The organism is Pseudomonas sp. NY15364 (genome assembly GCF_048068235.1).
GTDB lineage: Bacteria > Pseudomonadota > Gammaproteobacteria > Pseudomonadales > Pseudomonadaceae > Aquipseudomonas > Aquipseudomonas mendocina_D.
Map to the genome: position 1 here is coordinate 103,491 of NZ_JBLUPX010000007.1, position 24,521 is coordinate 128,011.

21 protein-coding genes are annotated in these 24,521 nt (G+C 61.8%); 15 read left to right on the forward strand and 6 right to left on the reverse strand.

The features are described from left to right. Window positions 1-151: 151 nt before the first annotated feature. The 5 genes from ACNFCJ_RS08500 (at window position 152) to rluB (ending at window position 4,575) form a co-directional block, all read left to right on the forward strand. Window positions 152-1,366, forward strand: a complete 1,215-nt coding sequence (locus ACNFCJ_RS08500; RefSeq protein ID WP_416770808.1) for a tryptophan--tRNA ligase — start codon at window positions 152-154, stop codon at window positions 1,364-1,366. Between the two features lie 140 nt (window positions 1,367-1,506). Next, a complete protein-coding gene (locus ACNFCJ_RS08505; RefSeq protein ID WP_416770880.1) occupies window positions 1,507-2,205 on the forward strand; it encodes a segregation and condensation protein A in 699 nt (232 codons plus the stop codon). Further along, complete coding sequence (gene scpB / locus ACNFCJ_RS08510) at window positions 2,202-3,011, forward strand: SMC-Scp complex subunit ScpB (protein ID WP_416770809.1); 810 nt, start codon at window positions 2,202-2,204, stop codon at window positions 3,009-3,011. The genes ACNFCJ_RS08505 and scpB overlap by 4 nt, the downstream gene beginning before the upstream one ends. Before the next feature lie 97 nt (window positions 3,012-3,108). Continuing rightward, entirely contained in the window at window positions 3,109-3,291 is a 183-nt protein-coding gene (locus ACNFCJ_RS08515) for a DUF1289 domain-containing protein (protein WP_099525363.1), read from the forward strand. Window positions 3,292-3,417: 126 nt separating this feature from the next. Further along, a complete protein-coding gene (gene rluB / locus ACNFCJ_RS08520; protein ID WP_092374724.1) occupies window positions 3,418-4,575 on the forward strand; it encodes a 23S rRNA pseudouridine(2605) synthase RluB in 1,158 nt (385 codons plus the stop codon). A 103-nt stretch (window positions 4,576-4,678) separates the two neighbouring features. Here the strand turns inward: rluB and ACNFCJ_RS08525 are convergent, their stop codons facing one another. The 5 genes from ACNFCJ_RS08525 to ACNFCJ_RS08545 all read right to left on the reverse strand — a co-directional run bounded on the left by ACNFCJ_RS08525 (window position 4,679) and on the right by ACNFCJ_RS08545 (window position 9,661). Then, the gene (locus tag ACNFCJ_RS08525) at window positions 4,679-5,605 is read right to left on the reverse strand and encodes a GGDEF domain-containing protein (protein ID WP_416770811.1); all 927 of its coding nucleotides are present in this window, start codon (window positions 5,603-5,605) and stop codon (window positions 4,679-4,681) included. A gap of 241 nt (window positions 5,606-5,846) precedes the next feature. Beyond that, a complete protein-coding gene (locus ACNFCJ_RS08530) occupies window positions 5,847-6,587 on the reverse strand; it encodes a YciK family oxidoreductase (RefSeq protein ID WP_416770813.1) in 741 nt (246 codons plus the stop codon). Between the two features lie 88 nt (window positions 6,588-6,675). Next, window positions 6,676-7,347, reverse strand: a complete 672-nt coding sequence (gene mupP / locus ACNFCJ_RS08535; RefSeq protein ID WP_416770814.1) for an N-acetylmuramic acid 6-phosphate phosphatase MupP — start codon at window positions 7,345-7,347, stop codon at window positions 6,676-6,678. 5 nt (window positions 7,348-7,352) lie between these two features. Next, on the reverse strand, window positions 7,353-8,051 hold the full coding sequence (ubiG, locus tag ACNFCJ_RS08540) for a bifunctional 2-polyprenyl-6-hydroxyphenol methylase/3-demethylubiquinol 3-O-methyltransferase UbiG (RefSeq protein WP_416770815.1): 699 nt from the start codon (window positions 8,049-8,051) through the stop codon (window positions 7,353-7,355). A gap of 290 nt (window positions 8,052-8,341) precedes the next feature. Beyond that, complete coding sequence (locus ACNFCJ_RS08545) at window positions 8,342-9,661, reverse strand: TRZ/ATZ family hydrolase (RefSeq protein ID WP_416770817.1); 1,320 nt, start codon at window positions 9,659-9,661, stop codon at window positions 8,342-8,344. Window positions 9,662-9,819: 158 nt separating this feature from the next. Here ACNFCJ_RS08545 and mtnA point away from each other — a divergent pair, with 158 nt between their 5' ends. From mtnA to rpsA, 9 genes are all read left to right on the forward strand, one after another. Further along, the gene (mtnA, locus tag ACNFCJ_RS08550; protein WP_416770818.1) at window positions 9,820-10,896 is read left to right on the forward strand and encodes an S-methyl-5-thioribose-1-phosphate isomerase; all 1,077 of its coding nucleotides are present in this window, start codon (window positions 9,820-9,822) and stop codon (window positions 10,894-10,896) included. 224 nt (window positions 10,897-11,120) lie between these two features. After that, entirely contained in the window at window positions 11,121-13,889 is a 2,769-nt protein-coding gene (gyrA, locus tag ACNFCJ_RS08555) for a DNA gyrase subunit A (RefSeq protein WP_416770819.1), read from the forward strand. 152 nt (window positions 13,890-14,041) lie between these two features. Continuing rightward, a complete protein-coding gene (gene serC / locus ACNFCJ_RS08560) occupies window positions 14,042-15,127 on the forward strand; it encodes a 3-phosphoserine/phosphohydroxythreonine transaminase (RefSeq protein WP_416770821.1) in 1,086 nt (361 codons plus the stop codon). A 1-nt stretch (window position 15,128) separates the two neighbouring features. After that, the gene (gene pheA / locus ACNFCJ_RS08565; protein ID WP_072424705.1) at window positions 15,129-16,223 is read left to right on the forward strand and encodes a prephenate dehydratase; all 1,095 of its coding nucleotides are present in this window, start codon (window positions 15,129-15,131) and stop codon (window positions 16,221-16,223) included. Window positions 16,224-16,425: 202 nt separating this feature from the next. Next, window positions 16,426-16,800 (forward strand): DUF559 domain-containing protein, encoded by a 375-nt coding sequence (locus tag ACNFCJ_RS08570; protein WP_322319834.1) that lies wholly within the window; start codon window positions 16,426-16,428, stop codon window positions 16,798-16,800. Window positions 16,801-17,112: 312 nt separating this feature from the next. Continuing rightward, window positions 17,113-18,222, forward strand: a complete 1,110-nt coding sequence (gene hisC / locus ACNFCJ_RS08575) for a histidinol-phosphate transaminase (protein ID WP_416770822.1) — start codon at window positions 17,113-17,115, stop codon at window positions 18,220-18,222. Then, window positions 18,219-20,459: a bifunctional prephenate dehydrogenase/3-phosphoshikimate 1-carboxyvinyltransferase gene (locus tag ACNFCJ_RS08580; RefSeq protein WP_416770823.1), complete on the forward strand. Its 2,241-nt coding sequence runs from the start codon at window positions 18,219-18,221 to the stop codon at window positions 20,457-20,459. The genes hisC and ACNFCJ_RS08580 overlap by 4 nt, the downstream gene beginning before the upstream one ends. Further along, complete coding sequence (gene cmk, locus ACNFCJ_RS08585; RefSeq protein WP_416770824.1) at window positions 20,456-21,121, forward strand: (d)CMP kinase; 666 nt, start codon at window positions 20,456-20,458, stop codon at window positions 21,119-21,121. The genes ACNFCJ_RS08580 and cmk overlap by 4 nt, the downstream gene beginning before the upstream one ends. A 149-nt stretch (window positions 21,122-21,270) precedes the next feature. After that, window positions 21,271-22,953, forward strand: a complete 1,683-nt coding sequence (gene rpsA, locus ACNFCJ_RS08590) for a 30S ribosomal protein S1 (RefSeq protein WP_074861018.1) — start codon at window positions 21,271-21,273, stop codon at window positions 22,951-22,953. A 270-nt stretch (window positions 22,954-23,223) separates the two neighbouring features. On the opposite strand, the gene ACNFCJ_RS08595 is transcribed toward rpsA, so the two are convergent. After that, window positions 23,224-23,667 carry an REP-associated tyrosine transposase gene (locus ACNFCJ_RS08595; RefSeq protein WP_416770826.1) on the reverse strand — a complete coding sequence of 148 codons (444 nt, stop codon included), beginning with the start codon at window positions 23,665-23,667 and terminating at the stop codon, window positions 23,224-23,226. 392 nt (window positions 23,668-24,059) lie between these two features. Between ACNFCJ_RS08595 and ihfB the strand changes: the two genes are divergently transcribed. After that, entirely contained in the window at window positions 24,060-24,344 is a 285-nt protein-coding gene (gene ihfB / locus ACNFCJ_RS08600) for an integration host factor subunit beta (protein ID WP_143497302.1), read from the forward strand. The last annotated feature ends 177 nt before the right edge of the window (window positions 24,345-24,521 follow it).

The window sequence follows — 24,521 nt, forward strand, 5'->3', positions numbered from 1 at the left end:
GGGCATCCAGCGTTTTTGAATGATCTGGGCTTCCGGCTTCGCCGGAGTGACGATCAAGCGCTTTTTCAAAACATCCCTGACACCGCCTTTTCCGTTGTGAGCGCAGCTACCCTATACTCCGTGGTCTTGTCTGGATTATGGATAGAACGGTTTGAGCCTTAACGACTCTGAGCGTCGGGTGTTGTCAGGGATGCGTCCGAGTGGTCGCCTGCACCTCGGGCACTACCACGGTGTGTTGAAGAACTGGGTCAAGTTGCAGCACGAGTACGACTGCTTCTTCTGTATCGTCGACTGGCATGCCCTGACCACCGAATACGCCGATACCGGCCAGCTTTCCCAGCACGTCATGGATATGGCAGTGGATTGGCTGGCTGCAGGCGTAAGCCCCAGCTCTGCAACGCTGTTCGTACAGTCACAGGTGCCGGAGCATGCCGAGCTCCACGTGTTGCTGTCGATGATCTGCCCGCTCAGCTGGCTGGAGCGCGTACCGTCCTACAAGGAGCAGCAGGAGCACCAGAGCGGTAAAGACCTCTCCACCTACGGTTTTCTCGGCTACCCGCTGCTGCAGGCCGCGGACATCCTGCTGTACCGCGCCGGGCAGGTGCCGGTCGGCGCCGATCAGCTCCCCCATATCGAATTTGCCCGTGAAGTGGCGCGCCGCTTCAACCACCTGTACGGCAGCGAGCCGGATTTCGAGCGCAAGGCTGAAGCTGCCATCGGCAAGCTGGGCAAGAAGCTCGGTAAGCTCTACAGCAACCTGCGCAAGGCTTATCAGGAGCAGGGTGATGCACAGGCCCTGGAGACGGCGCGGGCCTTGCTCAAGGAACAGACCAGCATCACTCTCGGCGACCAGGAGCGCCTGTACGGCTATCTCGAAGGTGGCGGCAAGGTGATTCTGAGTGAGCCGCAGCCGATTCTTGCCGAGTTTTCGCGGGTGCCTGGCCTGGACGGACAGAAGATGGCCAAGTCCAGCGGCAACGCAATATTCCTGCGCGATAGCGATGCTGAACTCGAGGAAAAACTGCGGCGCATGCCCACCGATCCGGCCCGTGTACACCGTGACGATCCAGGTGAGCCGCAGCGTTGCCCGGTCTGGTCGCTGCATCAGCTGTATTCCAGCGACGAGCAATTGCATTGGGTGATCGAGGGTTGTCGTAGCGCCTCGATTGGCTGCCTCGACTGCAAGAGCGCGCTGTGCTCGTCTCTGCAGGCCGAGCTTGCGCCGCTGCAGCAGCGCGCCATCGACTACGAGGAAAGCCCGGACCTGGTGCGCAGCATTCTCGCCGAAGGCGCCGAGCGCGCGCGTGACGAGGCGCGTGAAACCCTGGCCGAAGTGCGCATGGCCATGGGCCTGAATTACCGTTGAAGGAGCGCCCGTCGATGAGTGAGCCCGCCACGCCAACCCCCGACAGTCAGGCCGGTGCCCAGCAGGAGCTGCCGTTCGCCCTGGTGTATGGCGAGGCGGTCACCGAGCTGCCAGTGGATCTATACATTCCCCCGGATGCCCTGGAAGTCTTCCTCGAGGCCTTCGAGGGGCCGCTGGACCTGCTGCTCTATCTGATCCGCAAACAGAACATCGACATCCTCGACATCCCGGTGGCCGAGATCACCAAGCAGTACATGGGCTACGTTGAGCTCATGCACTCGGTGCGTCTGGAGCTGGCTGCCGAATACCTGGTGATGGCCGCCATGCTGGCCGAGATCAAGTCGCGCATGCTGCTGCCGCGCTCCACCGAGGCCGAGGAAGAAGAGGACGACCCGCGTACCGAGCTGATTCGCCGCCTGCAGGAATACGAGCGCTTCAAGGCCGCTGCCGAAGGTATCGACGAACTGCCGCGTGTCGGCCGCGACGTGACCGTGCCGAAACTGGATGCTCCCGAAGCCAGGGCGCGCAAGCTGTTGCCGGATGTCAGCCTGGAAGAGGTGCTGCTGTCGATGGCCGAGGTGCTGCGCCGCGCCGACATGTTCGAAAGCCACCAGGTTACCCGTGAGGCCCTGTCGACCCGCGAGCGTATGAGTGAGGTGCTGGAGCACCTCAAGGGCGGGGTTTTCGTGCCGTTCGTCGAGCTGTTCGCTGCCGAGGAGGGGCGGCTAGGCGTGGTGGTGACCTTCATGGCGGTGCTCGAATTGATCAAGGAATCCCTGGTCGAGCTGGTGCAGAATGAGCCTTTCGCCGTTATCCACGTCCGAGCCCGTTCCGAATGAACCTCAACGACCCCAAAGACCTAGCCCAATTGCTCGAAGCCTTTCTGCTGGCTTCGGGCAAGGCGCAGTCGCTCGAACGCCTTTTCGAACTCTTCGAAGAGGGTGAGCGGCCCGAGCCTGAGCAGTTCAAGGCGGCGCTGGAGGTCCTGCGTCTGTCCTGTGAGGGGCGCGCCTTCGAGTTGAAGGAGGTGGCCTCGGGCTATCGCCTGCAGGTGCGTGAGCGCTTCGCCCCCTGGGTTGGCAGGCTTTGGGAAGAGCGTCCGCAGCGTTACTCCCGTGCGCTGCTGGAAACCCTGGCGCTGATCGCCTACCGCCAGCCCATCACCCGTGGCGAGATCGAAGACGTGCGCGGCGTGGCGGTCAACAGCAACATCACCAAGACCCTGCTCGAGCGCGAGTGGATTCGCGTGGTGGGCTATCGCGATGTGCCGGGGCGCCCGGCGATGTTCGCCACCACCAAGGGCTTTCTCGATCACTTCAACCTGAAAAGCCTCGACGAGCTGCCGCCGCTCGTCGCTCTGCGCGAGCTGGAGCCCGAGCCTGAACTGGCGCTGGATGACGACGCCGAGGTGCCGGCCGGGTTGCAGGCACGCGCCGATCTGGCCTTGCAGGAAGACGGCGAAGCCGCCGAGCACCGCGAGGAAACCAGCTTCCGTAGCCTGCTGGCCGAGCTGGATACCATGGAGCAAGGGCTCAAGACCGATTTCGATGACCTGCGCCTGGCCGACGACGACGAGGCAGGCGAGTCGAATGAAACGGTCGAAGACGATCTGGCTGACCTTGACGGCGATCAGCCGTTGCATTGAGTGCGTGTAAGCGAGCAATCGAATACTTCAATCTCGCTGTTGTGTGCTCGGCCTTTATTCTGGCGCCCATCCGATCCTTCTCGGCCCAGGAGCGCCCATGAGCAAGAGCCCGTGCATCAAGGTCTGTGAATTCGAAAAGGACATCTGCCTCGGCTGCGGCCGTAGCCGCCAGGAAATCAAGGGCTGGAAGCGCCTGGACAAGGGCGAGCGCCTGGCCTTGCTGGCCGAAGCCGATATGCGTCTGCTGGCGCTGGAGGCGACCGGGCGGCGCAAGTTCTGAGCGTGCCGGGCGCTGCTTCAGCGCTTTTCGCTGTCGTTTGGTTGAGCCTCGTCTACCCTAAGGGCTCCGTAGTGCGTATGATGCGCGCCCTTCGATCATCAACTACTACACCGGGAGGTGCCCACGATGACTGAGCACGAACAACCGCGTCCTGCAGGCGAGAAACTGCAGAAAGTCCTGGCCCGCCTCGGGCTGGCTTCGCGTCGCGAAATCGAGACCTGGATCGCCGAAGGTCGGGTCAAGGTCAATGGCGCTGCTGCGACCCTGGGCCAGCGCGTCGATGCCAACGACGCTATCGCCCTCGATGGCCGCTTGCTCAAGCGCGAAGAAATCACCGGCTCGGTACGCCGCGTGCTGATCTACAACAAGCCGGACGGCGAGATCTGCACCCGTGACGACCCGGAAGGTCGCCCAACCGTTTTCGACCGCCTGCCGCGTCCCAAAGAGGGGCGCTGGATCAACATCGGTCGCCTCGACATCAACACCACCGGTCTGTTGCTGTTCACCACCGATGGTGAGCTGGCCAACCGCCTGATGCACCCCTCCTATCAGATGGACCGCGAATATGCGGTGCGCGTGCGTGGTGAAGTCACCGAGGAAATGCTGGAGAACCTCAAGAATGGCGTGATGCTCGAGGATGGTCCGGCCAAGTTCACCGACATCAAGGAAGCGCCAGGCGGCGAAGGCTTCAACCACTGGTATCACTGCGTGGTGATGGAAGGGCGTAACCGTGAGGTGCGTCGCCTGTGGGAATCCCAGGGTCTGGTGGTGAGCCGTCTGAAGCGTGTGCGTTTCGGCCCGGTGTTCCTGACGTCCGAGCTGACCATGGGCCGCTGGCGCGAAATGGAGCAGCGTGAAGTGGACATTCTCAGCGCCGAAGTTGGCCTGACCCCGCAGGCTCTGCCGGCGATGAAGGAAAAGACGCGCGAGAAGCTCGACCGCCTGCAGCGAAAATCGGCCAAACCGGTCGAGGTACGTGGTAAGCGCGTGTTGCGTCCGGCGAAGGACGAGGCCGGTGCTGACAATGCTCGCCCGAGCCGTGCACCGCGCCGTGACGAGGCTGAGCAACGTACACCGCGCGGCCCGCGTAAAGAGGGTGGTGAGCGCCGCGAGAATGGCCGTGGCACTCCGGTGGCGGAGCGTCCGAGCGATGTGAAGAAGCGTCAGCCGCGTCCGGCCGTCGAGTTGTCCGAGCGTCCGGCGCGCAAGCCGCGTCCGGCAACACCCGGCAAGCGTCCGCCCGCCGGCGATGGTCAGCGTCCCGGCTTCGGCCGCAAGCGCTGATAAATGAGAAAGGGACTCTGCGGAGTCCCTTTTTCATTCTGCTGTCCGGAAGGCAGCGTGAACCATTGTATTCAGAGCATTCCCGAATTAGGCGGGCAATCTCTCAACCGGCCATGGACAGGCGGTTGCGGCCTTCGCGCTTAGCCACGAACAACGCGTTGTCAGCACGGCGCAGCAGGCTTTCGCCTGACTCACCCGGCAGCAGGCTGGAGCAGCCCAGGCTGATGGATACGTCGATGTGGCGGCCGGCATCCAGGCATTGCAGCTCCATCACCGCAAAGCGCAGGCGCTCGCCCACCAGCGCAGCACCTTCGCGGTTGGTACCGGAGAGAATCACCAGAAACTCCTCGCCGCCGTAGCGAAATACCATGTCGATGTTGCGCAGCTGGTTCTTCAGGGTCTGGGCGACTGCTTTCAGCACTTCATCGCCAAGCGCATGGCCGTGGTTGTCATTGATGCTCTTGAAATGGTCGATATCGAGCATCAGCAGTGACAAGGGTTGCAGGTTGCGGCGGGCCAGATCCACCTCGCGCTGCAGCACCTGGTCCATGGCGATGCGGTTGCCAGTGTCGGTCAGTGGGTCGCGCAGCGCACTTTGCAGCGCAGTGCGGTAGAGCAGGGCATTGCGCAGTGGGAACAATAGGCTGGCCAGCAACGACTCCAGCTGAATCAGCTCCTCTTCGGAGAAACGTTGCTTGCGGCGGAAAATCAGCTCGCCCAGGTATTCCCCCTCATGACTCAGGCGATAACCTGCCGAGTGAGGCGCGCGCTCGCCCAGCTCGAGGCGCAGGTCGTGCGACGGATGCTGGAAAGCCAATGCATCGAGCGGCACCAGGCGCTGTACTTCGCGGAAGAACAGAATGAGGATTCGTTCCGCGTCCAGGCTGGTCTGCAGTTGCAGGCTCAATTGGTGGCGCAGCTCTACCAGGCTGGCGGGCTTGAGCGGCAGGTTGCGACTGCCGGTAAAGCCGAGACGCTGCAGCTTAGCGGCATCGAAATCGATGGTGTTGGAGTGGCTGGGGGGAACCATGGAGCTGAACCTCTGGCACGATGGTGCGGCGAGAGGGTTAGAGCGAATTTCGTGCCAGGTGGTTCTTTCGGGATTAAAGTCTTGTGAACTCAGTCACTTAGCTATTTTTCAGAGCGCTGCCCGGCAAGGGGTTGCCGGTTGCCTGACGGTGGTACTGGCAATGTGCTGCCGCCTGGCAGTGATAGCGGCGGATTTTTGTCGTGCCATGGCCCACTGATAGGCAGTGAGCCATGGTAGGTAATCACTGAGCGTCGAATGCCTGGCTGTTGACGCCTTTGCTGTCCGGGCCCATCAGGTAGAGGTAGAGCGGCATGATCTCTTCCGGCAGCGGACGGGTCGCCGGGTTCTCCCCTGGATAGGCCTGGGCGCGCATGGCTGTGCGGGTCGCGCCGGGGTTGATGCTGTTGGCGCGCACGTTGGCGATGCCGTCCAGCTCGTCAGCCATGACCTGCATCAGGCCTTCGGTGGCGAATTTCGATACTGCGTAGGCCCCCCAATACGCGCGACCCTTGCGTCCGACGCTGCTGGAGGTGAAGGCGACGGAGGCATCCTCCGACAGTTTGAGCAGTGGCAGCAGGGTGCTGCTGAGCATGAACATGGCGTTGACGTTGACGTGCATCACGCGCATGAAATTGTCGCCGGAGAGCTGCTCCAGTGGCGTGCGCGGCCCGAGGATCGAGGCGTTGTGCAACAGGCCGTCGAGGCGGCCGAATTCGTTCTCGATCATCACCGACAGTTCGTCGTACTGATGCGGCAGGGCAGTTTCCAGATTGAAAGGAATTACCACTGGTTGCGGGTGGCCGGCCGCTTCGATCTCGTCGTAAACCTGGCTCAGGTTGGCTTCGGTCTTGCCCAGCAGCAGCACAGTGGCGCCATGGGCGGCAAAGCTCTTGGCGGCTGCGGCGCCGATACCGCGGCCGGCACCGGTGATCAGGATGACGCGATCCTTGAGCAGGTCTGGGCGGGCGGTGTAGTCGAACATGTGAGAATCCTTCGAAGGGCTCTAAGGGTAGGGCGGGCGAAGCCCGCCAAAAATGACAGAGTGGCCGGGTTTCACCTGGCCTGCGCGATCAACAGCTGCAAATGGCGCGATCGAGTACCGCGCGCAGCTCCTGAGGGTGAGCCACGACCACATCGGCACCCCAGTTGCGCGGGTTGTCTTCGGGGTGGATGTAGCCATAGGTCACTGCTGCGGTGCGGCAGCCAGCGGTACGGCCGGACTCGATGTCACGGGCGTCGTCGCCGATGAACAGCACTTCCTCGGGTTTGACCCCCATCTGCTGGCAGGCGAGCAGCAGCATGTCCGGCGCCGGTTTGCTCTGCTCGACGTGGTCTGGGCAAACCAGCACTGCCGAGCGCTGGGCCAGGTTCAGACCCTGCATGATCGGTTCGGCGTAGCGCACCGGCTTGTTGGTGGCGACGCCCCACAGCAGGCGCGCCTGCTCGATGTCGTCGAGCAGGGCCTCGATGCCGTCGAACGGGCGAGTGAGGACGGCGCAGTGTTGCTGGTAACGCTCCAGAAACTCCTGGCGCAGGGTTTCGAAGGCGGCTGAGTCCGGGTCTTCATCGAAAGCGCAGGCGACCATGGCGCGAGCGCCGCCGGATACCTGGTCACGAATGGCTTTTTCTGCCACTGGCGGCAGGCCACGGGCCGCGCGCATGGCCTGGGTGATGGCGATGAAGTCCGGCGCCGAATCGAGCAGGGTGCCGTCCATGTCGAAAAGAACTGCTTTCAAACGCATGCGTTCTACTCCTTGCGCAGCGTCTGGATCATGTAGTTGACGTCGACGTCAGCTTCTAGCTTGTAGTGTTTGGTCAGCGGGTTGTAGGTCAGACCGATGATGTCCTTGACCTCCAGTCCGGCTGCGCGGCTCCAGGCACCGAGCTCGGAGGGGCGAATGAATTTCTTGAAGTCGTGGGTGCCGCGCGGCAGCAGGCGCAGGATGTATTCGGCGCCGATCACCGCGAACAGGTACGCCTTGGGGTTGCGGTTGATGGTGGAGAAGAACACCTGGCCGCCCGGCTTGACCAGCGTGTAGCAGGCGCGGATGACCGAGGACGGATCGGGTACGTGCTCGAGCATCTCCAGGCAGGTGACGACGTCGAACTGGCCTGGCATTTCCTCGGCCAGGGCTTCCGCAGTGATCTGCCGGTAGTCGACTTCCACGCCTGATTCCAGTTGGTGCAGTCTGGCGACCGACAGCGGCGCTTCACCCATGTCGATGCCAGTCACTATTGCGCCGCGCTGGGCCATGGCCTCGCTGAGAATGCCGCCGCCGCAGCCGACGTCGAGAACGCGTTTGCCGGCCAGGTCGACGCGCTCGTCGATCCAGTTGACCCGCAGTGGGTTGATGTCGTGCAGGGGTTTGAACTCGCTCTCGCGGTCCCACCAGCGGTGTGCCAAGGCCTCGAATTTGGCGATTTCGGCGCGGTCGACGTTGCTCATAAGCATCTCTATTCAAAGCATGGAAAGCGTATCGCCGCTATGTTGCCAGTTTAAGAACAGGCGTGGGGCGGCGCGGATTCGTTCAATGTATGTCAGTTTGTCGCAGTGGTTTGGGAATGTTGTCGCGCCCAAGGTTTATCCGCTGCTCATTTATTTCGTTGATACTCGGTCTGCCCCCTCTCCCATTTATGGGAGAGAGTTGGGGAGAGGGCCAGGCGAATAGCTCGGTGTTTCCTGGCCCTCTCCCCCCGGCCCCTCTCCCGCAAGCGGGAGAGGGGGGATAAGCAGTGTTACTTGCTGGCAATTCTGGCTCCCCATTCCCTGGCCTTGGCGATCAGCTCGCTTTCGTCCATGCGCGTCAGGCGGCCGTCTTCCAACAGTTGCTTGCCGCCAACCCACAAATGCTTCACGCAGTCGCGGCCGCTGGCGTAGATCAGCTGCGATACCGGGTCGTAGATCGGTTGCTGAGCCAGGCCGGAAAGGTCGAAGGCGACCACGTCGGCCAGCTTGCCCAGTCCCAGCGAGCCGGTCTGTGTTTCCAGTCCCATTGCGCGCGCGCCATTCAAGGTAGCCATGCGCAAGGCGCTGTGAGCGTTCAGGGCGGTGGCGGAGCCAGCGACGGCCTTGGCCAGCAGGGCGGCGGTACGGATTTCGCCGAGCAGGTCGAGGTCGTTGTTGCTGGCGGCGCCATCGGTGCCGATGGCGACGTTGACGCCGGCCTGCCACAAGCGCTCGACTGGACAGAAGCCGCTGGCCAGTTTGAGGTTGGATTCAGGGCAGTGCACGATGCTGCAGTTGTGCTCCACCAGCAGTGCCAGATCCTCGTCATCGATCTGCGTCATGTGCACTGCCTGGAAACGCGGGCCGAGCAGGCCGAGGCGGGCCAGGCGGGCCAGCGGGCGTTCGCCGTGCTTGGCGACGGCTTCGGCCACTTCCTGGGCGGTTTCGTGCACGTGCATATGAATGCCGGCATCCAGCTCGTCAGCCAGTACGCGAATCTGTTCCAGCTTGTCGTCGCTGACCGTGTAGGGCGCGTGGGGGCCGAAAGCGATGCGAATGCGTGGGTGCTGCTTGAGGTCATCGAACAGTTGCAGGCCCGTGCGTAGGGCTTCGGCGGCATTGAGTGCGCCGGGTACCGGGAAGTCCAGCACGGGAACGGTGATCTGCGCGCGCATGCCGGCGTTGTGCACGCGTTCGGCGGCGGTCTGCGGGTAGAAGTACATGTCGGAGAAGCAACTGATGCCGCCCTTGATCTGTTCTGCGATAGCCAGATCGGTGCCGTCACGGACGAAATCCTCGTCGACCCACTTACCTTCGGCGGGCCAGATATGTTCGTGCAGCCAGGTCATCAGCGGCAGGTCATCGGCAATGCCGCGCAAAAGCGTCATCGCAGCGTGGCCGTGGGCGTTGATCAGACCGGGGGTGAGCAGGCACTGCGGCAGCTCTCGCACTTCCGTTGCCGGGTGGCGCAGCGCCTCGGCACGTGGCGCGATCAGTGCGATCTGCCCGTCGCGGATTCCCAGGCCATGATCGCGCAGCACGACCCCGGCTGGTTCCACGGGCACCAGCCAGGTGGGCAGCAGCAACAGGTCGAGAGGAGATTCGGGCATGAGGGCGTCCGTCTGGCTTGATCGATGCAGGGAAGGTCGCCAGTGTATAGATGAACGCACGCAGCTTGAAGTCGTGGGGCGTGCCGGATAGTTCGGCTGGTGCCAGTTGGTCTGCGTATAATCCGCGATTTTTTTGGCGGTGACAGATGGAGTGCGCGATGCGCGAGCAATTGCTGGCGGTGGAGAAGGTTCAGGCAATCGAGTGGCGCGATGGTGCGTTGTACCTGCTCGATCAGCGCCTGCTGCCGTATCAGCAGACCTGGCTGCGTTTCGACTCTGCCGCCGAGGTGGCCGATGCGATTCGCGACATGGTGGTGCGTGGTGCGCCGGCTATTGGCATCGCTGCTGCCTATGGGCTGGTGCTGGGTGTCCGTGCTCGTCTACAAGACGGTGGTGACTGGCGTGAGGCGTTGGAGGCCGATTTTGCCTATCTCGAGCGCTCGCGCCCGACTGCGGTGAACCTGTTCTGGGCTCTGCAGCGCATGCGTGAACGCCTGGCAAGACTCAAGGATGGCGACGACATCCTGGCGCTACTGGAGGCTGAGGCGGTGGGGATTCACCTCAGCGACCGTGAGGCCAACCTGACCATGGCGCAGTTGGGCATGGAGCTGATTCGCAAGCATCAGGGCAATCCGCAAGTGCTGCTGACGCACTGCAATGCCGGTGCCCTGGCAACCGGCGGCTTTGGCACCGCGCTTGGGGTGATCCGTGCGGCGTATCTGGAAGGTTTGGTCGAGCAGGTCTATGTCGATGAAACCCGCCCCTGGCTGCAGGGAGCGCGACTGACGGCCTGGGAATTGGCGGGTGACGGCGTGCCGGTCACGCTCAATGCCGATGCAGCGGCGGCTCACCTGATGAAGACCAAGGGCATCACCTGGGTCATCGTCGGTGCTGATCGCATCACGGCCAACGGTGACGTGGCCAACAAGATCGGCACTTATCAGCTGGCGGTCAACGCCATGCACCACGGCGTGCGGCTGATGGTGGTGGCGCCAAGTTCGACCATCGACATGAATCTGGAAAGTGGCGAGGACATCCTGCTTGAAGAGCGCGATGGCCTTGAGTTGCTGGAGGTGGCGGGGCATCGAGTCGCGGCCGATGTGCATGCCGTCAATCCGGTTTTCGATGTGACGCCGGCTGATCTGGTTGACTACATCGTGACCGAGAAGGGCGTGATCGAGCGTCCAGATAGCGCCAAGCTGGCGCAGTTGATGTGCCGCAAGCGCCTGCATTGAGCCTGCCATGCGGGCGCCGTCGCGGGGTAGGTGTGTAGCACGCTTTGTGGTAATCTCCGGCAGTTTTCAAGGGGGCTGACTACAGCCACCTTCACTGCATCGAATCGTGACATAACTCGTTGATTTGTCGTGAGTCGCTGATGGCTTGAGGCTATCGCGACGAGCTCCATGGCGTTCAGGAAGAATGACGCGGAGTTTCACCAGAAAAAGGAACCAGGCTTCTCATGGGCGAACTGGCCAAAGAAATCCTCCCGGTCAATATCGAAGACGAGCTGAAACAGTCCTACCTCGACTACGCGATGAGCGTGATCGTCGGGCGTGCGCTGCCGGATGCGCGCGATGGCTTGAAGCCGGTACACCGCCGTGTGCTCTATGCCATGAGCGAGCTGGGCAACGACTGGAACAAGCCCTACAAGAAATCCGCCCGTGTGGTCGGTGACGTGATCGGTAAATACCACCCGCACGGCGACACCGCGGTGTACGACACCATTGTGCGTATGGCGCAGGACTTCTCCCTGCGCTACCTGCTGGTCGACGGCCAGGGCAACTTCGGCTCGGTGGACGGCGACAACGCCGCGGCCATGCGATACACCGAAGTGCGCATGACCAAGCTGGCCCACGAGCTGCTGGCCGACCTGGACAAGGAAACCGTCGACTGGGTGCCCAACTACGACGGTACCGAGCAGATCCCGGCGGTCATGCCGACCAAGGTGCCGAACCTGCTGGTCAACGGCTCCAGTGGTATCGCCGTGGGCATGGCCACCAACATCCCGCCGCACAACCTCTCCGAGGTGATCGACGGTTGCCTGGCGCTGATCGACAACGCCGAGCTGACCGTCGATGACCTGATGCAGTACATCCCCGGTCCGGACTTCCCGACCGCGGGCATCATCAACGGTCGTGCCGGCATCATCGAGGCCTACCGTACCGGCCGTGGCCGCATCTACGTGCGTGCCCGGGTCGAGGTCGAGGATATCGACAAGGCCGGCAACCGCCAGCAACTGGTGATCACCGAGCTGCCGTATCAGCTGAATAAGGCGCGTCTGATCGAGAAGATCGCCGAGCTGGTCAAAGAGAAGAAGATCGAAGGCATCACCGAGCTGCGTGACGAGTCCGACAAGGACGGCATGCGCGTGGTGATCGAGCTGCGTCGCGGCGAAGTGCCGGACGTGGTGCTGAACAACCTCTACGCCCAGACTCAGATGCAGAGTGTGTTCGGCATCAACGTCGTGGCGCTGGTCGATGGTCAGCCGAAGATCATGAACCTCAAGGACATGCTTGAGGTGTTCGTCCGTCACCGCCGTGAAGTGGTGACTCGGCGTACCGTCTACGAGCTGCGCAAGGCGCGTGAGCGTGGCCACATCCTCGAAGGTCAGGCCGTCGCACTGTCGAACATCGATCCGGTGATCGAGCTGATCAAGGCTTCGCCGACGCCGGCTGAGGCCAAGGAACGCCTGATCGCCACTGCCTGGGAGTCGTCCGCCGTGGAGGCCATGGTCGAGCGCGCCGGTGCCGACTCCTGCCGTCCTGAAGGGCTCGATCCGCAATACGGTCTGCGCGATGGCAAGTACTTCCTGTCGCCCGAGCAGGCCCAGGCCATCCTCGAGTTGCGTCTGCATCGCCTGACCGGCCTGGAGCACGAGAAGCTGTTGGCCGAGTACCAGGAAATTCTCGGCCTGATCGGCGAGCTGATCCGCATCCTGACCAGTCCCGAGCGCCTGATGGAAGTCATCCGCGAGGAGCTGGAGAAGGTCAAGGCCGAGTTCGGCGACAAGCGCCGTACCGAGATCGTCGCCTCGCGTCAGGATCTGACCATTGCCGACCTGATCACCGAAGAAGAGCGCGTCGTCACCATCTCTCATGGTGGCTATGCCAAGAGTCAGCCGCTGGCCGCCTACGAGGCGCAGCGTCGCGGTGGCAAGGGCAAATCCGCCACCGGGGTGAAGGACGAGGACTACGTCGAGCACCTGCTGGTTGCCAACAGCCATGCCACGCTGCTGCTGTTCTCCAGCAAGGGCAAGGTGTACTGGCTGCGTACTTTCGAGATTCCCGAGGCTTCGCGTGCTGCCCGTGGTCGCCCGCTGGTCAACCTGTTGCCGCTGGACGAGGGCGAGCGCATCACCGCGATGCTGCAGATCGACCTCGAAGCGCTGCAGCAGAGCGCCGGTGCCGACGAAGACCTGGACGACGAAGGCGTGGTGATCGAAGGCGAAGCCACTGAAGTGGTCGAGGCCGAGGAAGTCGAAGAAGTCGAGGGTGAAACCCCCGAACTGGTCGCCGAACCGACCGGCGCCTACATCTTCATGGCCACCGCATTCGGCACCGTGAAGAAGACCCCGCTGGTGCAGTTCAGCCGCCCGCGCAGCGCCGGTCTGATCGCGCTGAAGCTGGAAGAGGGCGATACCCTGATTGCTGCCGCCATCACCGACGGCGCCAAGGAAGTCATGCTGTTCTCCGATGCCGGCAAGGTGCTGCGTTTCGCCGAGAGCAAGGTGCGTACCATGGGCCGTACCGCCCGTGGTGTACGCGGCATGCGCCTGGGCAAGGATCAGCAACTGATCTCCATGCTGATTCCGGAGTCCGGTGCGCAGATTCTCACCGCCTCCGAGCGTGGCTTTGGCAAACGCACCGGCCTGGGCAAGTTCCCGCGTCGCGGTCGTGGCGGCCAGGGCGTGATCGCCATGGTCACCAGCGAGCGTAACGGCAAGCTGGTCGGCGCCATCCAGGTACAGGACGGTGAGGAAATCATGCTGATTTCCGACCAGGGCACCCTGGTGCGCACCCGTGTCGACGAAGTCTCCAGCTCCGGCCGTAACACTCAGGGTGTGACTCTGATCAAGCTGGCCAAGGACGAGACCCTGGTCGGCCTGGAGCGTGTGCAGGAGCCGACTGCGGTGGAAGAGGACGAACTGGTCGATGGTGAAGAGGGCGCTCAAGTCGCCGAAAGCGCCGACGCACCAGTCGCCGACGCCGAGGAAGGCAGCGAGGAGTGAGAGCCTGTGGGAGGGGCTTTAGCCGCGACTGTCGCCGCTAAAGCGCCTCCCACAGAGCGTAGGGTGGGTTGAGCGCAGCGATACCCATCGGCAAGCAGTGTGGACATGCCATCGCCTGGTGGTGGCGTTCTGTGAATCTGAGAGAGACAGACGTGAGCAAGCGAGCTTTTAACTTCTGCGCCGGCCCGGCCGCGCTGCCGACCGCTGTACTGCAACGCGCCCAGGCCGAGATGCTCGACTGGCAAGGCAAGGGCCTCTCGGTGATGGAGATGAGCCATCGCAGCGACGAGTACGTGGCTATCGCCAGCCAGGCCGAGCAGGACCTGCGTGATCTGCTCGCTTTGCCCAACGACTACAAGGTGCTGTTCCTGCAGGGCGGTGCCAGCCAGCAGTTCGCCGAGATTCCGCTGAACCTGCTGCCGGAAGACGGCGTGGCCGACTACGTCGAAACCGGCATCTGGTCGAAGAAAGCCATCGAAGAGGCGCGTCGCTATGGCGCCATCAACGTGGCTGCCAGCGCCAAGGCGCACGACTACTTCGCTATCCCCGGACAGAACGACTGGCAGCTTTCGAAAGACGCTGCCTACGTGCATTACTGCAGCAACGAGACCATCGGCGGCCTGCAGTTCGACTGGGTGCCGCAGGTCGGTGATACCCCGCTGGTCGCCGATATGTCTTCAGACATCCTCTCGCGCTCGCTGGACGTGTCGCAGTTCGGCCTGATCTACGCCGGCGCGCAGAAGAATATCGGCCCGAGCGGCCTGGTGGTGGTGATCGTCCGTGAAGACCTGCTCGGTCGAGCCCGTTCCAGCTGCCCGACCATGCTCGACTACAAGATTTCTGCTGATAACGGCTCTATGTACAACACCCCGGCGACCTATTCCTGGTACCTCTCCGGCCTGGTCTTCCAGTGGCTGAAGGAGCAGGGCGGCGTCGAGGCCATGGAGCGCATCAACCGCGCCAAGAAGGACCTGCTGTACAAGGCCATCGACGACAGCGATTTCTACAGCAATCCCATCGCCCACAACGCGCGTTCCTGGATGAACGTACCGTTTCGTCTGGCTGACGAGAAGCTGGACAAGGCCTTCCTGGCCGGTGCCGATGAGCGCGGCCTGCTCAACCTGAAAGGGCATCGCTCGGTCGGTGGCATGCGTGCCTCCATCTACAACGCCGTTGGCATGGATGCGGTCGAGGCGCTGGTGGCCTATATGGCCGAGTTCGAGAAGGAGCGCGCCTGATATGTCGGAGCAGGAACTGCAAGCGCTGCGGGTACGCATCGACAACCTCGATGAGCGCATCCTCGAGCTGATCAGCGACCGTGCGCGCTGCGCCGAAGAAGTCGCCCGTGTGAAGATGAAGGAATTGAAGGAGGGCGAGTCGCCCGTCTTCTACCGCCCCGAGCGCGAAGCTCAGGTGCTCAAACGCGTGATGGAGCGAAACCGGGGCCCGCTAGGCAATGAGGAAATGGCGCGGTTGTTCCGCGAAATCATGTCCTCCTGCCTGGCGCTGGAAAACCCGTTGAAAGTCGCTTATCTCGGCCCTGAAGGCACCTTCAGCCAGGCAGCAGCGATGAAGCACTTCGGTCACGCGGTGATCAGCGTGCCGATGGCGGCCATCGACGAGGTGTTCCGCGAGGTGGCTGCCGGTGCGGTCAACTTCGGTGTGGTGCCGGTGGAGAACTCCACCGAAGGCGCGATCAACCACACCCTCGACAGCTTCCTCGAGCACGACATGGTCATCTGCGGCGAAGTCGAGCTGCGCATTCACCATCACCTGCTGGTCGGTGAAACCACCAAGACCGACAAGATCACCCGCATCTATTCCCATGCCCAGTCGCTGGCGCAGTGCCGCAAGTGGCTGGACGCGCACTACCCGAACGTCGAGCGCGTGGCGGTTTCCAGCAACGCCGATGCGGCCAAGCGGGTCAAGAGCGAGTGGAACAGCGCGGCCATCGCCGGCGACATGGCGGCCAATCTGTATGGCCTGACCAAACTGGCGGAAAAGATCGAGGATCGCCCGGACAACTCCACGCGCTTCCTTATCATTGGCAGCCAAGAAGTGCCGCCGACCGGCGACGACAAGACCTCGATCATCGTCTCCATGCGCAACAAGCCGGGCGCGCTGCATGAGTTGCTGGTGCCGTTCCACAATAACGGCATCGACCTGACTCGCATCGAGACTCGTCCTTCGCGCAGTGGCAAGTGGACCTACGTATTCTTCATCGATTTCGTTGGTCATCACCGCGATCCGCTGATCAAGGATGTGCTGGAAAAACTTGCCCAGGAGGCCGTGGCGCTGAAGGTGCTGGGGTCATATCCGAAGGCGGTGCTCTGAGATAAAGCCCCTCACCCCCGGCCCCTCTCCCGGAGGGAGAGGGGAGACAAGCAAAACGGCGCAGGGCTGAAATCTATGTCCAGGCTAACGATCGTACTGACTGCACATGATTGATCAAACGTTCACCGTACACCTCCCCTCTCCCTCGGGAGAGGGGCCGGGGTGAGGGTGGGAGTTATCACAATTTAAAGAGAGGGCAAGGATGCCACCCAAGCACAGACCGCTTCCTGCATGGCATAAGCAGCGTGCGCGGGAGCTGCGCACGACGGCAACCGATGCCGAGGTTCGGCTGTGGTATTGCCTGCGCTCGGGGCGGTTGGGCGGTTTGAAGTTTCGCCGGCAGCACCCGTTGCCGCCTTACATCCTCGACTTTTACTGCGAGGCGGCGAAACTGGCGGTGGAGTTGGACGGTTCGCAGCACGGCGGTGAAGACGACGCTGCAAGAACGTTGGATTTAGAGCATGAAGGCATCATGGTGCTGCGCTTTTGGAATGATCAGGCCTTGAAGGAAACCGAGGCTGTGTTGCAGGAAATTTATCGGGTGGCTAGCGAGCGGATTGCGCTTTTGACGCTCTGAAAGCCCCCTCACCCCCAGCCCCTCTCCCGGAGGGCGAGGGGAGTGAATCGCGGTCGCTTCGCATTTGTGGGCATGCTTGTGAGATGTATTGTTCTGTCGCTGGGTGGTTGGTAAGTGCCGGATCTAGGTGGGCTCAAGTATCGGGCTAGCTGACGGAATGAAGATATGGCTACCGCCGCCGCCCGGTTCCCCTCTCCCCTTGGGAGACGACTGCATGGATGCAGGAGGTAGGGCGACGCAGGATGCCAAAGCAGAGGGGCTAGGGGTGAGGGTAGGGCGTGCCGCGAGGAATTGGATTGAAGAGGTTTGCAAATGAGCTGTGATTTCATCGCCCTGGCCCAGCCAGGCGTGCAAAAGCTGTCCCCCTACGTACCAGGCAAGCCAGTCGACGAGTTGGCTCGTGAGCTGGGGCTCGATCCGGCCGGTATCGTCAAGCTGGCCAGCAATGAGAACCCGCTCGGCCCGAGCGACAAGGTGCTGGCAGCGATTCGCGCCGAACTGGACGAACTGACCCGCTACCCGGATGGCAATGGCTTCACCCTCAAGACCGCTCTGGCTGCCCGTTACGGCGTCGACGCCGCGCAGGTGACGTTGGGCAATGGCTCCAACGACATCCTCGAACTGGTTGCCCGTGCCTATCTGGCGCCCGGTCTCAACGCCGTGTTCAGCGATTACGCCTTCGCGGTTTACCCCATCGCCACCCAGGCAGTAGGCGCGCAGGGCAAGATCGTGCCAGCCAAGGATTACGCTCACGACCTGCAGGCGATGCTTGCCGCCATCGATGACAACACCCGCGTGGTCTTCATTGCCAACCCCAACAACCCGACCGGTACCTGGTTCGGGCCGGATGCGCTGGAAGCCTTCCTGGCCAAGGTGCCGGAGTCGGTGCTGGTGGTGCTGGACGAAGCCTATATCGAGTACGCCGAAGGCGACGAGTTGCCGGACGGCCTTGATTACCTGGCGCGCTACCCGAACCTGCTGGTCTCGCGCACCTTCTCCAAGGCCTACGGTCTGGCCTCGCTGCGCGTCGGCTATGCCATCAGCTCGCCGGCTATCGCCGATGTGCTCAACCGCGTGCGCCAGCCGTTCAACGTCAACAGTCTCGCGCTGGCTGCTGCCTGCGCGGCGCTGAGCGATGCCGACTACCTGGCTGAAAGCCGTCGCCTAAACGATGCCGGCATGCAGCAGCTGGAAGAGGGCTTGCGCGCTCTGGGGCTGAGCTGGATTGCCTCCAAGGCCAACTTCATCGCCGTCGATTTTGGCCGGGATACCGCCGCGATCAACCAGGCGCTGCTGCGTGAAGGAGTGATCGTGCGACCGATGGCCGGTTACCGCATGCCGAATTTCCTGCGCGTTTCCATCGGTTTGCCGCGCGAGAATGCGCGCTTCCTCGAGGCACTGACCAAGGTGCTGTCGGCGTGACTGTCACTGCTGTGCAATCCAATGCCCCTAAGATCGGCCGCCTGGTGGTGGTCGGCCTCGGTCTGATCGGTGGCTCCTTCGCCAAGGGCCTGCGTGAGCGTGGTCTGTGCCGGGAGGTGGTGGGGGTCGATCTGGATGCCGAATCGCGTCGTCTGGCGGTACAGCTGGGCGTTGTCGATCGTTGCGAGAGTGACCTTGCTGCCGCCTGTCAGGGGGCCGATGTCATCCAGCTGGCAGTGCCTATCCTGGCCATGGAGAAGGTGCTTGCTCAGCTGGCCGCGCTGGATCTCGGCAATGCCGTGCTGACCGACGTCGGTAGTGCCAAGGGGAATGTCGTGCGTGCGGCACGTCTGGCATTTTCCGGCAAGGCTGTGCGTCTGGTGCCCGGCCATCCCATTGCGGGGTCCGAGCAGAGCGGGGTGGAGGCGGCCAACGCCGAGCTGTTCCGGCGCCACAAGGTCATCCTGACGCCCTGCGAGTACAGCGATGAGGCGGCTCTGGCGCTGGTCGAAGGATTGTGGCGCGAGCTGGGGGCGGATGTCGAGGCGATGGAGGTCGAGCATCACGACCAGGTGCTTGCCGCCACCAGTCATCTGCCGCACCTGCTGGCCTTTACCCTGGTCGACTCGCTGGCCAAGCGCAGCGAGAACCTGGAAATTTTCCGCTATGCCGCTGGCGGTTTCCGCGACTTCACGCGGATCGCCGGCAGTGATCCGGTGATGTGGCACGATATCTTCCTCGCTAACCGCGAGGCCGTGCTGCGCACACTGGATACGTTTCGCGACGACCTCGACGCCTTGCGCGATGCGGTCGACGCCGGGGATGGGCATCAACTGCTGGGCGTGTTCACGCGCGCCCGCGTTGCCCGCGAACATTTCAGCAAAATTCTGGCCCGCAGGGCCTATGTGGACGCTATGCACTCGACCGATCTGATTTTCCTGGCAAAACCTGGTAGCTCGCTGGCTGGACGTATCCGCGTACCGGGTGACAAATCCATCTCGCACCGTTCGATCATGCTGGGCTCGCTGGCTGAAGGCACTACCGAGGTCGAAGGCTTCCTCGAAGGCGAAGATGCCCTGGCCACACTGCAGGCCTTCCGCGACATGGGCGTGGTTATCGAAGGCCCGCACCACGGCCGCGTGACCATCCATGGTGTCGGTTTGCATGGTCTGAAAGCGCCGGCCGGCCCGCTGTACATGGGTAACTCCGGCACCTCCATGCGCCTGCTCTCCGGCTTGCTGGCCGCGCAGCCGTTCGACACTACGCTGACCGGTGATGCGTCGCTGTCCAAGCGCCCGATGAACCGCGTGGCCAAGCCGCTGCGTGAGATGGGTGCGGTCATCGAAACCGGTCCGGAAGGTCGTCCGCCGCTGACCATCAAGGGTGGCCAGCGCCTGACCGGCATGGCCTACGAAATGCCCATGGCCAGTGCCCAGGTCAAATCTTGCCTGCTGCTGGCTGGCTTGTACGCTGCGGGTAGCACCTCGGTGACCGAGCCGGCGCCGACTCGTGATCACACCGAGCGCATGCTGCGCGGCTTCGGCTACCCGGTCAGCGTCGAGGGCAGCACTGCCAGCGTCGAATCCGGCCACAAGCTGAGCGCCACGCGCATCGAAGTACCGGCGGATATTTCCTCGGCTGCTTTCTTCTTGGTCGCTGCCAGCATCGCTGAAGGCTCCGAGCTGGTGCTGGAGCACGTCGGCATCAACCCGACCCGTACCGGCGTGATCGATATCCTCAAGCTGATGGGGGGCGACATCACCCTGGAAAACCAGCGTGAAGTTGGCGGCGAACCGGTGGCGGACATTCGCGTGCGTGCGGCCAAGCTGAAAGGCATCGATATCCCGGAAGATCTGGTGCCGCTGGCCATCGATGAATTCCCGGTATTGTTCGTCGCTGCTGCCTGCGCCGAAGGTCGTACCGTGTTGCGCGGCGCCGAAGAGCTGCGGGTGAAGGAATCCGATCGCATCCAGGTCATGGCCGACGGCCTGATCGCGCTGGGTGTGAAGGCCGAGCCGACCCCGGATGGCATCATCATCGAAGGCGGTAGCATCGGCGGTGGCGAAGTCTGGGCGCATGGTGACCACCGCATTGCCATGTCCTTCAGCGTCGCCTCGCTGCGCGCCACTGCGCCGATCCGCATTCATGACTGTGCCAACGTCGCCACGTCCTTCCCCAACTTCCTAGCCTTGTCGGCTGAAGTCGGCATCAACGTGGCTGTAGAGGGCAAGGCATGAATGCCCCGGTAATCACCGTCGACGGGCCGAGCGGCTCCGGCAAGGGCACGCTCTGCTCTTTGCTGGCCAAGCAGTTGGGCTGGAATCTGCTCGACTCCGGTGCGTTGTATCGCCTGCTGGCTTTTGCTGCCGGTAACCATGGTATCGATCTGACCAACGAAGAGTCGCTCAAGCAGCTGGCTGCGCATCTCGATGTGCAGTTCATCGACAAACGCATCATCCTCGAAGGCGAGGAGGTGACCGACGCCATCCGTAACGAGCAGATAGGGGCGGGCGCTTCCATGGTCGCTTCGCTGCCGGCTGTACGCGAAGCGCTGCTGCAGCGTCAGCGTGCCTTTCGCGAAATGCCCGGCCTGGTGGCCGATGGCCGCGATATGGGCACCGTGGTATTCGCCGACGCGCCGCTGAAGATCTTTCTCACCGCCAGCGCCGAGGAACGTGCCCGTCGCCGCTACTTGCAGTTGAAGGGCAAGGGCGATGATGTTAATCTCGCGAGTCTTCTCGACGAGATACGGGCGCGCGATGAGCGCGATACCCAGCGCGCGGTGGCTCCGCTGAAGCCGGCAGCCGACGCAATCGTGCTGGATTCAACCGAACTGTCCATCGAGCAGGTGCTTGAACGAATTCTGAGCGAGGTCGCTGATCGCGATCTGGCCGGGTAAGGACTTTCGGTTGCTCTAAATCGAACAGTCCGCAAGGAGGCATACGGGAGACCAGTCCTTGTCCCGTAGGCCTCTTTTTACATGAACGAACCCACATGGTCTGGAATGTGGTTTGGGCGAATCCCCGCCCTTGATCAACAGGAATCAACATGAGCGAAAGCTTTGCAGAACTATTTGAAGAAAGCCTGAAATCCCTCGACATGCAGCCGGGCGCCATCATCACCGGTATCGTGGTCGACATCGACGGTGACTGGGTTACCGTTCACGCCGGCCTGAAGTCCGAGGGCGTCATCCCGCTCGACCAGTTCTTCAACGAACAAGGTGAGCTGACCATCAAGGTCGGTGACGAAGTCCACGTCGCGCTGGACGCGGTTGAAGATGGCTTCGGTGAAACCAAGCTGTCCCGCGAGAAAGCCAAGCGCGCTGAATCCTGGCTGGTTCTGGAAGCTGCGTTCAACGCTGAAGAAGTGGTCAAGGGCGTTATCAACGGTAAGGTCAAAGGCGGCTTCACCGTTGATGTCAACGGCATCCGTGCGTTCCTGCCGGGTTCCCTGGTTGATGTCCGTCCGGTGCGTGATACCACTCACCTGGAAGGCAAAGAGCTGGAGTTCAAGGTCATCAAGCTCGACCAGAAGCGCAACAACGTTGTCGTTTCCCGTCGTAGCGTCCTGGAAGCCGAGAACAGCGCCGAGCGCGAAGCTCTGCTGGAATCGCTGCAGGAAGGCCAGCAAGTCAAAGGTATCGTCAAGAACCTCACCGACTACGGTGCGTTCGTTGACCTGGGCGGCGTAGATGGCCTGCTGCACATCACCGACATGGCTTGGAAGCGCATCAAGCACCCGTCCGAGATCGTCAACGTTGGCGACGAGATCGACGTCAAGGTTCTGAAGTACGATCGCGAGCGTAACCGCGTATCCCTGGGCCTGAAGCAGCTGGGCGAAGACCCATGGGTTGCCATCAAGGCTCGTTACCCGGAAAACACCCGCGTCATGGCGCGCGTCACCAACCTGACCGACTACGGCTGCTTCGCCGAGCTGGAAGAGGGCGTTGAAGGTCTGGTGCACGTTTCCGAAATGGACTGGACCAACAAGAACATCCACCCGTCGAAGGTCGTCAACGTCGGCGACGAAGTGGAAGTCATGGTTCTGGACATCGACGAAGAGCGTCGTCGTATCTCCCTGGGTATCAAGCAGTGCAAGACCAACCCGTGGGAAGACTTCTCCGGTCAGTTCAACAAGGGTGACAAGATCTCCGGCACCATCAAGTCGATCACCGATTTCGGTATCTTCATTGGTCTGGACGGTGGCATCGACGGCCTGGTTCACCTGTCCGACATCTCCTGGAACGAAGCTGGCGAAGAAGCCGTGCGTCGCTTCAAGAAGGGCGACGAGCTGGAAACCGTCATCCTGTCGGTTGACCCGGAGCGCGAGCGCATCTCCCTGGGTATCAAGCAGCTGGAAGACGATCCGTTCAGCAACTACGTCTCCATCAACGACAAGGGCACCATCGTCCGTGGCGTTGTGAAAGAAGTAGACGCCAAGGGCGCCATCATCGACCTGGGCAACGAGATCGAAGCGACTCTGAAAGCCTCCGAAATCAGCCGTGACCGCGTTGAAGACGCGCGCAACGTTCTGAAAGAAGGCGACGAAGTAGAAGCCAAGATCATCAGCGTCGACCGCAAGTCCCGCGTCATCAGCCTGTCCGTCAAGTCGAAAGACGTTGAAGACGAGAAGGATGCGATGAAGGAACTGCGTAACAAGCAAGACGTTGAAAGCACCGGCCCGACCACCATTGGTGATCTGCTCCGTGCTCAAATGGAAAAACAGAACTAAGTTCGGTTGATCCATCAAAAAAGGCGACCTTCGGGTCGCCTTTTTCGTTTTTGCCAATCCATCAAACAGCGCGTCACTTGTAGGAGCTGCGCCCTGCAGCGAATAGCGGCCATCCAGCAATACCGAGCCCATACCTAAAAGCTTCGCCCCGAGTCGGGGCTCCTACGCGCATGCGCCGCCGACGCTCCCTCTGTAGGAGCCGCGCCCCGCGGCGAACGGCGGCCATCCAGTAATACCGAACCAATACCTAAAGGCTTCGCCCTGCCACGCTCATATCCACACTGCATCCCAGTGCGGATAATCACCTGCGCACTTCACAAGCCCGGCTCTCAAGGGGTTTGCCACCACATATCTCGCCATACTCCGAACATCCTCCTCCCGGCGTAGCGCGTGATCATGAAAGCCTTTTTGCCATATAGGCTGACCCAGGCGTTTGGCGGATATTGATTTAACTCTGCCCATTAATCGGGGCAATGCTTCGTCATGTAGTTGCAGCAGCCAGTGCAGATGATCCGGCATCACAACAAAGCAAAGCGTTTGGTGCGACCCAAGCATCTCGTCCTGACGAATGATCTGGATGAGCGTGCGCGCTGCAGAGAGATCGGCAAACACAGGAACACGGTCCTTGGTCACGGTGGTGACAAGATAGATTTGCCCGCTACTGGACCAGCGTCCATCGCGAAGCTTATGCGCGGCATAGCGTTTCTCGGTCATCGGATTCCCTTCCGTTAGCGTTCGCCAGTTCAGCTTAGTCGAGCCAGAATCAGAGCCCGTGAAAGCTTCACCCCGATGCAGGGCCCTCACACCAAACCGCAAAACAACGCTCCCCCTGTAGGAGCCGCGCCCCGAGGCGGGGCTCCTACACGAATGCGCCAGTCGACGCTCTCTGTAGGAGCTGCGCCCCGCAGCGAATGGTGGCCATCCCGCAATATCGAACCAATACCCAAAAGCTTCGCCCCGAGGCAAGCCTCCTACACGAAGCCCTGGTTATCCCAACTAACCGCAAAACTCGCTAACACCTTGTTTTTTAGGCTGTTCAAAAGCTGATCAGCATGCTAAAACCAAACCGTCGAGTCTTCTAGCCGCTTGAAAAAGAAGGGAAAACCATGACCAAGTCGGAGTTGATCGAAAGAATTGTCACTCATCAAGGTCAGCTGTCCTCCAAGGATGTCGAGCTAGCCATCAAGACCATGCTCGAGCAAATGTCCCAGGCACTGTCCACCGGAGATCGCATCGAAATTCGCGGCTTTGGCAGCTTCTCGCTGCACTACCGCGCCCCGCGCGTTGGGCGTAACCCGAAAACCGGCCAGTCGGTACGTCTGGACGGCAAGTTCGTGCCGCATTTCAAACCGGGCAAGGAGTTGCGTGACCGGGTCAATGAGGACGAGTGACTGCGCTTTGTCCTTCTCGCTGGAGCAAGTCTACTGATTAGGCGGCCGCCTGGCGTCACACTTTTGTCATACTTGCGAAATCATGGAAAACCGGCAAAATGTGCGGGCTTTCACAAGGCGCGCCCTTGCCAGATTTCCAGCTAGTTCAGTTAATTACCATTCTCTGAACAGTCATCC